Below are 11,614 nucleotides of genomic sequence, written 5' to 3'. Positions count from 1 at the left end.
TGTTCACCATTTAAATATAGAACATATAGTTGTCGGCAGCAGATTGTTCATGGTAGTTGATCAGATAATCGAGCGTGGTCGAATCCAGAACTTCGGCAATGCTGTCGCGTATGCGCAGCCACAAATCCCGCTTCGCCGGATCATCCTCCTCCGTGAAATCAACCGGAGAGATCGGGCCCTCCAGCACACGGATTACATCTCCTGCCGTGATCGTTGCCGGATCCCTGGACAGAATGTAGCCGCCGTACGCGCCGCGGATGCTCTTGACCAGACCTGCATTTCGAAGAGGTGCGATCAGCTGCTCCAGATAATGCTCCGATAGCTGGTTCTTCTCTGCAATGCTCTTAAGCGAAGTTGGACCTTCTCCAAACTTGGCAGCCAGTTCCATCATGATGGTCAATCCGTATCTTCCTTTTGTTGATATCTTCAAAGGTGACACCTCTTTCGAATAATTGTATATCGTATATGTCATGTACATACGTTGTAAGTGGAGAAATGGCGTCTTACGGCACGCGAACAACGGACTGGATCCGAAATTCTCCGTTTATCACCGTATTCCGATCATTACCCTCAGCTTATGGTAACATATCCTGAACCCCAATGGTTAATATTCAGGTGCTAAAAGCAAAAAAATGTTCTCCCTGAGTGGACAAAGCTGTGATGTGAACCGACGCAAAGTGTGTTAAAATACCTCATGGGCATAATTTAATACGAAAATGGTGATAACGATGTCTAGTGATAATCAGAACAAGCGGATCGTTGTCGGCATGTCGGGGGGCGTTGACTCCTCTGTAACGGCATTACTGCTCAAGCAGCAAGGCTACGAAGTGATCGGCATCTTTATGAAGAACTGGGATGATACCGATGAGCTAGGCTACTGCACGGCCGAAGCCGATGCAGAGGATGTGCGCCGCGTATGCGAGCAGCTCGACATTCCCTACTATACCGTTAATTTCGAGAAAGAATACTTCGATAAAGTATTCTCCTATTTTCTCGATGAATATAAAGCTGGAAGAACACCGAATCCCGATGTCATGTGCAACCGCGAGATCAAATTCGGGGAATTTCTGAACAAGGCGATGGACCTTGGCGCCGACTATGTCGCAACCGGTCATTACGCCAGAGTCGTGAACGAGGATGGACAATATCGACTGCTGCGCGGAGTGGACAACAACAAGGATCAGACCTACTTCTTGAACGCCCTGAATCAAGAGCAGTTGTCGAAGGCCATGTTCCCGATTGGGCATCTGCCGAAGCCGGAAGTGCGCCGTCTTGCTGAAGAGGCAGGGCTGTATACCGCCAAGAAGAAGGACAGCACAGGTGTCTGCTTCATCGGCGAACGCAACTTCAAGGAATTTCTCGGACAATATCTCCCCGCGCAATCGGGGGACATGGTGGACATCGTAACCGGAGAGATCAAGGGCCGTCATGACGGCCTCATGTACTACACGCTGGGTCAACGCCAGGGACTCGGCATCGGAGGCTCCGGCTCTGGGGAACCGTGGTTCGTTGCGGATAAGAATTTGTCAGAGAATATTCTGTATGTCGTTCAAGGCGATCATCCAAGTATGTACTCGACCGGACTGATTGCCTCAGGAATCAACTGGATTGCAGGTCAGGATTCTATGCCCAAGAATGCTTTCACCTGTACAGCCAAATTCCGCTATCGTCAGCCCGATCAGGAAGTCACCTTGACGCCGCGAGCAGACGGAACACTGCATGTCGAATTTGCGAAACCGCAAAAAGCGATTACGCCTGGACAAGCGGTCGTCTTCTATCAAGGCGAGGAGTGTCTTGGCGGGGGCACGATCGAGTCTGCGGACAAAGTTCCTTATTGATCAGTGGAAGATTCGCTAGCCGACAGGCCAAATTGGCTTCAGCGAAACAACAATGAAAAAAATGCACCTCCAATTGTACGTGTACCGGAATTACGGTGACGTGCGGGAGGTGCATTTTTCTTCATGCCGTCGTTACCTTCAATGGTGAAGCCTTTTCTCCTGCTCTACTGGAGATAGCCACTGCACGAGCCCGAAGGCTAGAAGCGATAAACCTGCAAAGAGGCCACCGACCCAGCCGACATGGACGATGGAGCCTAAATCGATGACCAGCCCGCCGGCGATGCCGGCTAGTCCGATCCCGAGGTACATGGTCGATGTGCCGAAGGATAGAATCATGGAAGCATGACTCGGTTTCAGCGCAATTAAGTAGGAATTCATAGCAGGATTGTATGCCCACCCCGCAAATCCCCACATGATGCAAGCGATAGCAGCTAATAACGGCGCTGCCTTGCCGGTGGGTAGCAGCATCAATGCGGAAAATAAGGTGAGCAGCACGGCAAACGCAGTCAATGCGCTTACTAACGTTTTTCTCGCTCCGAAACGATCGGTCGCATAGCCTCCGACCAGATTGCCTGCGATACTTCCTATGCCGAGCAGGACAAGAAACCACCCGATCATGCCCGGACTCGCATCGGTAATCTCTTGTAGGATGGGCGAGATGTACGTGTATACCATAAATCCGCCCATCCCACCGAATATGCTGACGCTCATCATTAAAAGTATCTGCGGGTTTAGCGCCGCTAGGCGCTCCTTCATGCTGACATTCGGCGAACTCGCCACGGAAGGCAGCATCCATTTCACGCCGAACCATGTGAGAAGCCCAACAAGCGCGACCATCAAAAAGGTCATCCGCCAGCCGAACAACGCCCCAATCCAGGTACCGATCGGCACGCCGAGCACGATACCCACGGTCAGACCTGCCGTGATGAATGACAATGCCTTTCCTCTTTTTGCGGGTGGAGCCAGATCGGACGCTACGGCCATCGCCACTGGAGTGAACATCGCAGCTGCCAATGCCGTAATTATACGAGCAACAAGCAGCCAGGTAAAAGAAGGTGCAAGAACAGATAGAGCGTTTGCCAAGGAGAAGAGAAGCATAGACAGCATCAACAGCTTTTTTCTCGGATAATGTGAGGTCACTGTACCCAAAATCGGGGCTCCTAGGGCATAAGCTAAAGAAAAAGACGTCACCAATTGCCCCGCAGCTGCCACACTGACGTTGAGATCCGCAGCGATGACAGGCAATATGCCTGCAATAACAAAATCATCAGTTCCAATAATGAAGGTTCCCAAAGCCAATATTAAAATGCGAAGATTCACTTGTGAAACACCTCGCTCATTTGCTCAAGTTCTTTTTCTCTCCAGAACGCTAGCAGGTTTTTCAGTTTAGATTCAACTTCCATCAAAATCTTGATTTGCTGCTGTGTGTCTTTGAGCTTATCTTCATATAAGGTGATAGCTTCGGGTGCACACCTAGGCGAAATCGATGAAGTGCAGTCTATAATGGGTTGAATCTCATCCGTACTGAGCCCAAGATCAAGGAATAGTTGGATCGTTTTGACTCTATGGACATCCGTTTCTCTATACTCCCGATATCCGTTATCAAGACGTACTGGAGCAATTAACCCCTTTTCTTCATAGTAACGAAGAGAACGGATACTCACACCGGTTTGAACAGATAACTCTCTGATACGCATTCATATACCTCCTTCCTCATGACTTCGGTTTCAAAATAAATATAAAGTATGACATCGTGTGAGGGTCAATAAGAAATTCTAAACAAGGGAACCGTGGTTCGTCGCAGATAAGAATTTGTCAGAGAACATTCTGTATGTCGTTCAAGGCGATGAGTGCCTCGGCGGCGGAACGATTGAAACGGCAGATAAAGTGCCCTACTAATCTGCTGGTCCAAACTGAAGAGCACACACTTTACGCGGCATGGTCCGCTAAGTGTGTGCTCTTTTTACATTAACGAAGTACAAATTCTACTGCGACTCCCCGATCAACACTAGCCACGACGTCAATCAAACGCTGATTCGAACTGCCTCGAAATGGAAGCGAGACATCCCTTTGTTCCAGCATGAACTTGCCATCGACGATCACATCGCACAGTATGGCCAATTCGCGCTGCCTCGGCTGCCTCATCAACGCTTCAAAGGTAAATCCCGTATAGGCCCATACATTTTTCCCGGGACAAGCCGTCTTGAGTTTACTCACAAACGCCGCGCATTCCTCCGGCGAAAAGAAAGGGTCCCCGCCGCATAAAGTCACGCCATCCAACAAAGGGTTGTCCTTAATATCCTGAAGTATGCCCATGGCGATCTCTTCCGTAAAAGGCTCTCCCGCTGCGAAATTCCAAGATTCCGCATTGAAACATCCGATGCAAGCATGGCGGCAGCCGCTCACGAATAGAACCGCCCGAAGTCCCGGACCTTCATTGATGCTCTCAGGAATATATCCGCAGATATTCATAGATGCTTCACCCGGTCTTCAACCTCCGCCTGTTTCGCCGAATTGAAGCGCTCCGTATAATTGCCCGTCAAATATCCCGTTACCCTCCGCAGCCGCTGGAAATGACCATCCGCTTCTAGAGCACCGCATCCAGGACAAACACTTCCGATCATGCCCTCGTATCTGCATGCCGGACAACGATCAATCGGATGGTTAACAGAGAAATATCCAATATTCTGTAACAAAACAAATTGTACGATACCCCTGAATGCAGCCGTATTTTGCCTAGCATTACCGTCCAGCTCCACATACGAGATGGCTCCTGCATTACACAGTTCATGAAAGGGAGCCTCGGAACGGATCTTACGGTAGGCCGCCATCGGGTAATATACCGGAATGTGAAAAGAATTGGTATAATACTCGCGGTCCGTCACACCTTGGATCATCCCGAAAGTCTCCTGGTCCTGCTTCGTGAATTTCCCTGACAACCCTTCAGCCGGTGTAGCAAATAACGAGATGTTCAGATCATGCAATTCACTGGCATCATCACAAAATTGACGCATATGCCTGATGATCTCGATTCCCAGTCCATGGCTGGTCTCATCCTCCCGTGATGCTTCCCCGTGAGCGCCTTCAAACATTCAGCCAGACCGATAAATCCAAGCGCTACAGTCCCATGTTTAATGAGCTCACGCACCTCGTCCTCCGGAGCCAATCTCTCGCCTCCTTCCCACACCCCCTCCCGCATCATGAAATCGGAAGCTTTAGCTGGCTGCTCTGCCTGCAGTTCAAAGCGGTGAATCAATCCCTCGAGTGCAACCGTCATATAACGATCCAACTGCTGATAGAATTGCTTCATATCCGGCCAATGACGTCTGCTTCAACGATGCCATTGTCAATACCAAGCCGCACCAAATTAATCGTGTTAAAGGACAGATTGCCTTTGCCACTCTGATGATTTCTCCCAAACCGATCGGAGATCGTCCGGTCCTGCAACCCATGGTCGCTATGATCGTGTTAGGATCGTCCGGATTATAATGGGCTAGATTAAATGTTGCGTCCACGTTGACAAAATTGGGATAGAGGCGGCGGCTGGAACACTCAATGGCTTTCAGGAACAGATCGTAATTCGCTTCCCCTTCCGCCTGGTTTATTCCTTGCTTGCACTGGAATATATGTTGCGGGAAAATCGGTGTCTCTCCACCGCCTAGACCTTGCAGCGTTGCGTCCAGCAGTGCATCCGAGACCATTCTTCCCTCGGTTGATGTGCACATACCGTAATTCAGCGAGGTAAAGGGAATTTGCCCGCCAGCCCTGCTGCTCATCGTATTTAAATTATGGATCAGGGATTCCGCAGCCTGCTTAACTTCATTCACCGTTTCGGTATATGCGTAATGGTAAACTCGCGGGTAAGCTTCTTAAGCTGCTTATTGTTCAAGTATATTTCACAATCCGGAGGAAAATCGCTTACCTCAGCAGCCCCTTCATGGCCAGCCTCACCAAAGTACGCAGACCCTTTTCGAAAATGTCGACGAAACGATTTGCCGACATACGGCGCCAAATCCCAGTCGATTTTATTGCCGGATACGCCGCCGAATTGACTATTCTGCTGGCATTGAAATATGATGGCTACCTGTGCCATCGCTGTCATAATGCTCTGCGGAGGCCGCACTGATCCACTGCCTGTACTAAACCCATTCGCCAAAAGCCGATCAAACGGAATGAATATACAGTTCGTCGTGCCGAGTGCGTATTGGTCCAGGTCATGCACGTATACATAACCTTCCTTTACCGCAAGCATGAGCTCGGCAGGCACAACAAAACGGCTCGCCATCCATTTGGCGTATTCAGAGCCGATCCGGCTCATTTTACCGCTGAAGGACTCCCCGTTCAGATTAGCATTCTCCCGCAGCAGATCCAGATTGGCCGCTCCAATTACGTCCTTGCCGATCTTGTAGAGCTCTCCCCGCCGCATCCGCTCTACATCGCGGGTTTCCCGGTAATGCCGATATGCAGCAGCCACTGCTTCATAACCGCTATTATACAATTGCTGGACAACGAGATCCTGAAGCGACTCTACACTAACCTGCTCTGCACCTGTAGTGGCATGAGTAACTTCCTCCCCAACTCGTATGGACACTTCCTTATTAGAAGCTCCATCGACAGCTATAAACGCCTTATCTACCGCCTTCACAATTCGCCCTAAATCGAAGTCCACCGAGACTCCATCTCTCTTGATCACTTGCATGATTGCCATCAGCTCCTAGCTTATCGGATTCAACACACTACATATAGGAATTTATATTAAATATAATTCTATATATAGATTTCGACCGTGAAATAGATCACAGAATATTAAGTTTTGCAGGACACTGCACAAACTCTTGTTGAATCTTGAGAGAAAAAATAAGGAGCCTTGCTGAATTACAATCGTAATTCACAAGGCCCCTTTATTTTAACTATCACGAAATCAGCTCTCCACCGGTGGCATCGGCGTTGGTGTTGGATTGGCATAGCCGCTGCCGTACTTCTCATCGATTGCGTTCCGAATCTCGGTTAAACTCATACCTTCACTGCTCATCTTGGCCGATTCGACGGCAATGTCCAGGCATACTCCGCAACGTGTACCATGGTCATCCCATACAACGCTTCCATCTTCCCGAATCTCGTCAATGAAGCAATTCAGATTGCTCTCATGACCGGCGCTGTCCCCGCATCCACAGTAACATGGCATATATTTCAGCACGTCACTGACCTGTGCGGACAGGGCATAGATGGTTTGTAACTCGGCGGTTTGGCCGTTCAAAAAGGTCGGCAACTCGTCAATCGACCCCGTCACCTCCTGAATGTCTCCATTCACCAACTGCGTCTTGTGACCGTGCTCGTGCATCGCATCATGGCTGTCAACAACCTGTTCCTCGGCACTCTTGCCCGAGCATCCACTCAGGATTATTCCTACCGATAATAACAATATAGCAAACTGCTGCTTCCCTGTTCTCATGGCTCTTTCTCCCCCATTGATGTTAGCTCGTATTCAGATTACTTGCCTGTCCCCTCGTCTTCACGTCTTAAACGCTGGTTATGCGCGATCTTCGATTCGTTCCCCTGTTCAGTCGCCTGATAGAACACGCTGCCGGACAGCTCCTTCGGCAAATACTCCTGCCGGACGTAATGTCCTGGATAGCTATGGGGGTATTTGTACCCCACATGCCCAAGCTTCACGGCCCCTTGATAATGCGTGTCGCGCAGATGAAGAGGGACCTCAGCTGATTTCACCTCATCCATGGCTGCCATGGCATTTGAGATGGCGGATACGACACCGTCCGATTTCGGACTCTCCACGGCGAAGAGAATCGCCTGCGCGATGTTCAGCTTCGCTTCCGGCCACCCATTATTGCGGTAAGCGTCCAATGCACTAACGGCTTGTACCATCGCTTGCGGGTTCGCAAGTCCAATATCCTCGCTGCTGGCGGCGATCAACCGCCTGATGAACACCATCGGGTCCATTCCCAGCTTCTCAACCGCGTACAGGAACCAGAATAACGCCGCATCGCTGGAACCCCGGATGCTCTTGTGAAAAGCCGACAACACATCGTATTGCGTCGACTCGTCAGCCTTTACGATCGGTCTGCGGATCGACTCTTCCGCTACCTCTAACGTAATATGAATGCTGCCATCCGAATCGGGAGGCGTCGTCATGGCCGCCAGTTCAAGCGCGTTTAAGGCTCGTCTTATATCTCCGTTAGCCATCGTGGCAATATGATCCAACGCTTCTTCGCTTGGCTTCAAATCCATAAAAGCCAATCCTTTATCGCGATCGGACAGTGCGCGCTTCATAGCAATCATGGAGTGTTCCTTGATCAATGGCTGAAGTTGAAACAACGTAGAGCGGCTCATCAAGGCCCCATTCACATAGTGAAACGGGTTCTCCGTTGTAGCCCCGATGAATATGATGGTTCCGTTCTCAACGGCTGGCAGCAATGCATCCTGCCGGGAGCTGTTGAAGCGATGTACCTCATCGAGGAACAGAATTGTTTTTGTCCCATACAAGTTACGATTGCTGGATGCCTGTTCAATGACTTCCCTCACGTCCTTCACCGACGCCTCAACCGCATTCAATCGTACGAAATGCCCCTGGGTCTGCTGCGAAATAATATGTGCGAGTGTTGTCTTCCCGCATCCCGGAGGTCCGTACAAGAGAATCGAGGATACCTGATCTGCCTCAATCGCCCGCCTCAGCAGCTTTCCGGGTCCGATGATATGTTCCTGGCCTATATATTCATCCAGCGATGAAGGGCGCATTCGATCAGCGAGCAGTCTAGCGTCTCGGTCGCTCTCACGTCCCATACTGAATAAGTCCATCGTTACACTTCCTTGTCGTAAAATCCGTCAAACTGTATCATATCATATTCGCGCTGTTCCTGCTGTGGCAAGGTTGCGAACGCTTGCCTGTCATGGACGCAATAACTCACCCATTTTTTTCTTCTATAAGCCCAACTAAATCCCCCGCATAACGTTTAAATTATGAAAGAGATAAAAAAGGAGAATAAGCATGACTACTACGAAAGCGAAGCGCAAACGGAACCGGTCGATGATGAACATGGTGGCAAGCTTGATCGGAATTTTTACATATCTGCATAATTATACGCTCGTATCTGAATGGTTTGCCCCTGAGGATTTGACGGAGCAATACTTTACTCTCAAGGTGATCTTAACGCTGCTATACATCCATTTACTCTTCTCCCTGTATAGCTTGGTCCGGTCGGTGATCGTTCTCTACGAACATAAACAGGGCATTCGCAGTGACGATGATGAATTGCCCATTTGAACTATTACCCCGCAAGGAGGAGCCTTGGTCATGAAAAAAAGATTGTCTGTCATGTTCATGCTGTTCACAATCGCGATGATACTCATTGGCTGGACTTTATATCGCTTTATCGTTAATCTGGGACATTCCTATCAGATGCTTGGACTTGGATAACCAATGAAAAAAGCCCCAAAGAACTGCGTAAACGGCGCAGTTACTTAGGAGCCTATTTCGTTATACCTCTTCCTTAACTAACCATTTGCCTCCGGCCAGCCTATGGCTGTAATCTCCGAAGGTTTGCTGCTCACATAACTTGGTACAAGCGCTCCATGCAGCAGCCATAATTCATGCAGAGCGCGCGTGCAGCCGACATACAACAGCTTGGCATCCCAAGCCTTCTCGGCGTAATGCTCCGTATCGGCATCGGCTACCACTACAGTGTCAAATTCAAGCCCTTTGGATAAATAGACCGGAAGAACGGAGTATCCTCCCTGATAAGTTCCCTTGCTCCCATCGATCAGATGCAGCTCTGGCCACTGCTTCTGCAACTGATCGTGCAATTCTACAGCCTCCCGTAAAGTGCGCGTTAGTATCGCCGCCGTCCGGTACTCCTTGGCTATCAACGTCGACAAAGCACGCTGTAGATCCTTGACCCGTGTCCCCGTATCCGCATATGGAATTAGTCGAACGGCATCGCCGCTTCGAAATACCGGAACCGCCAGTAATTCACTATGCACGCCTTGATCCAATACTCCGTTAGCAAATTCAATGATCTCCATCGTGGATCGGTAGCTTCGTGTAAGTGCGAAATAAGCCGTTTCATCCTTCTGAAACAAAGAACTTATCTCTTCCCAGGCGTGTACGCCGCGGTACGCATGTATTCCTTGCGACAGATCGCCCAGGATCGTAAAGGAATGTCCTCTTACGAACATATCCAGTACGGATACCTGAAACGGAGAGAAGTCTTGGGCTTCATCGATGACAATATGGTCAAAGCGCTGTTCTCCCGTAATGTCATTCAGTAAACAATGGAAGTAGAGCAGCGCGGGCAAATCTTCTTCTCGGACTACATTCTTTTTAAGGTCTTTCCGTGTGTCTGCCAGCACTCCTGCCGGAATCGCTTCTGACAGAGTCTCTATCCAAGACCCTGTTGATTTTGTCACACCGAACAGTTGTTTATACAGCGCGATTGGTTCGAATTTGAGCCAGCGGTTTGCATATGCTTTTTCCCGTTGTGCCGCCTTCTTCTTCCGTTCCTTTAACACAGCTGTCGACGGAGACTTCTTCAACTCCATCTCTACCCAGCGGTGGAGCCTGGCGAGCAGCCGTTCTTTCCGCTTAGCAAGCGGATAGGGCTTATATTCTTGGTGGAACCACTCGGATATCGTCTTATAGTCCAGCACTGCCCCTTCCCAAGGAGAAAAATCCTCCTCTGGCAATGCCGACTCCTCTAAAGACACCACAAACCGTTGAACCAGTTCTTTCAGCTTTAACGACCCTTTATAGCGTCCGCTGACCTGATCATCAATATCCGGTGTTCCCCGGCCCGGTTCTGTTTCAAACCAACGGGCCAGCGTCTGCGTATGATCTTCCCTGGAGATCTCGATGTCCAGCAGGTCGCAAGCCCAATCGCCGAAGGTTCGCTGCTGAATATCCCCCACGCCAAGCTCTGGGAGCACGTCGGATATGTAATCCAGAAACATCAGGTTGGGTGCGAAGATAATCATCTTCTCTGCGGTAACTTGCTCTTTGTATTGATAGAGCAAATAGGCCAGTCGATGCAAAGCCACTGTGGTCTTCCCGCTACCCGCCACTCCCTGAATAATCAGGGCCGTATTCTTGGCTGCACGGATAATCTGGTCCTGCTCGGCCTGGATCGTCGATACGATGTCCCGCAGACGATTATCCTTGTTCTCACCAAGGCGATAGACCAGGAATTCATCCGACACGGCTAGCCCGTCGCCATCGCGGTTGTACGTATCCGACACACGTTCGAGGATCTGCTTACGAATGACAACGTTGCGCTTGAGATAGACAAGCCCTTCGATGATTCCTTCCGGTGCCTCGAATGAAGCCGGATCAGTGCCTCCCGTAAACGAATAAAAAAGGCTCGCCACCGGCGCGCGCCAATCAATCACCATCGGGTGATCTCCCGCCACTTCCTTGTCAAACCCCATCTTGCCGATATAGAGCGGCTTCGCATCTCCGCTTCCATTCTCTTGAAAATCCAGCCTGCCAAAGTATGGCTCGGGCAAGCTTTTGGCCAGCGCCTGACGCTTCTCTTCGCGTCCGGCCTCCAGCACCTGCTCCGTGAAATCATGACCGGTATACACCGGGATGCCCCGTAATCGCTCAAGCTGCCGGTCAATCTCCACGATAACCTCGTTAAGCCTTGACTCCTCTTCTTGATAGGCACTTTGAAAAGATTCTGACACTTTCAGTTACCTCCTAAGAAACATATTTTTTTCGTATCGAAGGTCTGGCTTTACGAACCGTGACACAAAAGGATTTCTATTGT

At 49.9% G+C, this 11,614-nt stretch carries 12 protein-coding genes and 1 pseudogene; 3 read left to right on the top strand and 10 right to left on the bottom strand.

Annotated features, from left to right (window positions below):
* Positions 1–10: 10 nt before the first annotated feature.
* Positions 11–430, bottom strand: coding sequence for a cysteine metabolism transcriptional regulator CymR (gene cymR, locus JCM10914_RS00230; RefSeq protein ID WP_006208860.1), 420 nt, complete (start codon positions 428–430; stop codon positions 11–13).
* Positions 431–728: 298 nt separating this feature from the next.
* On the opposite strand from cymR, the gene mnmA reads away from it, so the two are divergent.
* Positions 729–1,838: a tRNA 2-thiouridine(34) synthase MnmA gene (gene mnmA / locus JCM10914_RS00225; protein ID WP_023956005.1), complete on the top strand. Its 1,110-nt coding sequence runs from the start codon at positions 729–731 to the stop codon at positions 1,836–1,838.
* Positions 1,839–1,976: 138 nt separating this feature from the next.
* On the opposite strand, the gene JCM10914_RS00220 is transcribed toward mnmA, so the two are convergent.
* The 8 genes and pseudogenes from JCM10914_RS00220 to JCM10914_RS00195 all read right to left on the bottom strand — a co-directional run bounded on the left by JCM10914_RS00220 (position 1,977) and on the right by JCM10914_RS00195 (position 8,651).
* Positions 1,977–3,158: an MFS transporter gene (locus JCM10914_RS00220; protein WP_023956003.1), complete on the bottom strand. Its 1,182-nt coding sequence runs from the start codon at positions 3,156–3,158 to the stop codon at positions 1,977–1,979.
* Positions 3,155–3,535: a MerR family transcriptional regulator gene (locus JCM10914_RS00215; protein ID WP_023956001.1), complete on the bottom strand. Its 381-nt coding sequence runs from the start codon at positions 3,533–3,535 to the stop codon at positions 3,155–3,157. Before JCM10914_RS00215 ends, JCM10914_RS00220 begins: the two co-directional genes overlap by 4 nt.
* A 271-nt stretch (positions 3,536–3,806) precedes the next feature.
* Complete coding sequence (gene nrdG, locus JCM10914_RS00210) at positions 3,807–4,310, bottom strand: anaerobic ribonucleoside-triphosphate reductase activating protein (RefSeq protein ID WP_023955999.1); 504 nt, start codon at positions 4,308–4,310, stop codon at positions 3,807–3,809.
* Positions 4,307–5,115: pseudogene (gene nrdD, locus JCM10914_RS31195) on the bottom strand (anaerobic ribonucleoside-triphosphate reductase). The gene nrdG and the pseudogene nrdD (JCM10914_RS31195) overlap by 4 nt, the downstream one beginning before the upstream one ends.
* Positions 5,078–5,665, bottom strand: coding sequence for an anaerobic ribonucleoside-triphosphate reductase (gene nrdD / locus JCM10914_RS31190; RefSeq protein ID WP_023955993.1), 588 nt, complete (start codon positions 5,663–5,665; stop codon positions 5,078–5,080). The pseudogene nrdD (JCM10914_RS31195) and the gene nrdD (JCM10914_RS31190) overlap by 38 nt, the downstream one beginning before the upstream one ends.
* A complete protein-coding gene (gene nrdD / locus JCM10914_RS31185) occupies positions 5,662–6,537 on the bottom strand; it encodes an anaerobic ribonucleoside-triphosphate reductase (protein WP_023955991.1) in 876 nt (291 codons plus the stop codon). The genes nrdD (JCM10914_RS31190) and nrdD (JCM10914_RS31185) overlap by 4 nt, the downstream gene beginning before the upstream one ends.
* Before the next feature lie 222 nt (positions 6,538–6,759).
* The gene (locus tag JCM10914_RS00200) at positions 6,760–7,290 is read right to left on the bottom strand and encodes a PCYCGC motif-containing (lipo)protein (protein WP_023955989.1); all 531 of its coding nucleotides are present in this window, start codon (positions 7,288–7,290) and stop codon (positions 6,760–6,762) included.
* 38 nt (positions 7,291–7,328) lie between these two features.
* Complete coding sequence (locus tag JCM10914_RS00195; RefSeq protein WP_023955987.1) at positions 7,329–8,651, bottom strand: replication-associated recombination protein A; 1,323 nt, start codon at positions 8,649–8,651, stop codon at positions 7,329–7,331.
* Between the two features lie 190 nt (positions 8,652–8,841).
* Between JCM10914_RS00195 and JCM10914_RS00190 the strand changes: the two genes are divergently transcribed.
* Positions 8,842–9,117, top strand: a complete 276-nt coding sequence (locus JCM10914_RS00190; RefSeq protein WP_023955985.1) for a hypothetical protein — start codon at positions 8,842–8,844, stop codon at positions 9,115–9,117.
* A gap of 30 nt (positions 9,118–9,147) precedes the next feature.
* Complete coding sequence (locus tag JCM10914_RS31180) at positions 9,148–9,270, top strand: hypothetical protein (protein WP_269433813.1); 123 nt, start codon at positions 9,148–9,150, stop codon at positions 9,268–9,270.
* 77 nt (positions 9,271–9,347) lie between these two features.
* On the opposite strand, the gene JCM10914_RS00185 is transcribed toward JCM10914_RS31180, so the two are convergent.
* Positions 9,348–11,531, bottom strand: a complete 2,184-nt coding sequence (locus JCM10914_RS00185) for a UvrD-helicase domain-containing protein (protein WP_023955983.1) — start codon at positions 11,529–11,531, stop codon at positions 9,348–9,350.
* Positions 11,532–11,614 lie beyond the last annotated feature (83 nt).

It is taken from the genome of Paenibacillus sp. JCM 10914 (genome assembly GCF_001315105.1).
Classification (GTDB): domain Bacteria; phylum Bacillota; class Bacilli; order Paenibacillales; family Paenibacillaceae; genus Paenibacillus_AQ.
Note: the sequence above shows the minus strand (reverse complement) of the source record. Positions and strands in the feature narration are given on the sequence as shown.

Bases quoted from the DNA above. Each gene is read 5' to 3' on its own strand.
- nrdG (WP_023955999.1), bottom strand. From the start codon at position 4,310: ATGAATATCTGCGGATATATTCCTGAGAGCATCAATGAAGGTCCGGGA.
- JCM10914_RS31180 (WP_269433813.1), top strand. From the start codon at position 9,148: ATGAAAAAAAGATTGTCTGTCATGTTCATGCTGTTCACAATCGCGATG.
- JCM10914_RS00190 (WP_023955985.1), top strand. From the start codon at position 8,842: ATGACTACTACGAAAGCGAAGCGCAAACGGAACCGGTCGATGATGAAC.
- JCM10914_RS00200 (WP_023955989.1), bottom strand. From the start codon at position 7,290: ATGAGAACAGGGAAGCAGCAGTTTGCTATATTGTTATTATCGGTAGGA.
- mnmA (WP_023956005.1), top strand. From the start codon at position 729: ATGTCTAGTGATAATCAGAACAAGCGGATCGTTGTCGGCATGTCGGGG.
- nrdD (WP_023955991.1), bottom strand. From the start codon at position 6,537: ATGCAAGTGATCAAGAGAGATGGAGTCTCGGTGGACTTCGATTTAGGG.
- JCM10914_RS00215 (WP_023956001.1), bottom strand. From the start codon at position 3,535: ATGCGTATCAGAGAGTTATCTGTTCAAACCGGTGTGAGTATCCGTTCT.
- JCM10914_RS00195 (WP_023955987.1), bottom strand. From the start codon at position 8,651: ATGGACTTATTCAGTATGGGACGTGAGAGCGACCGAGACGCTAGACTG.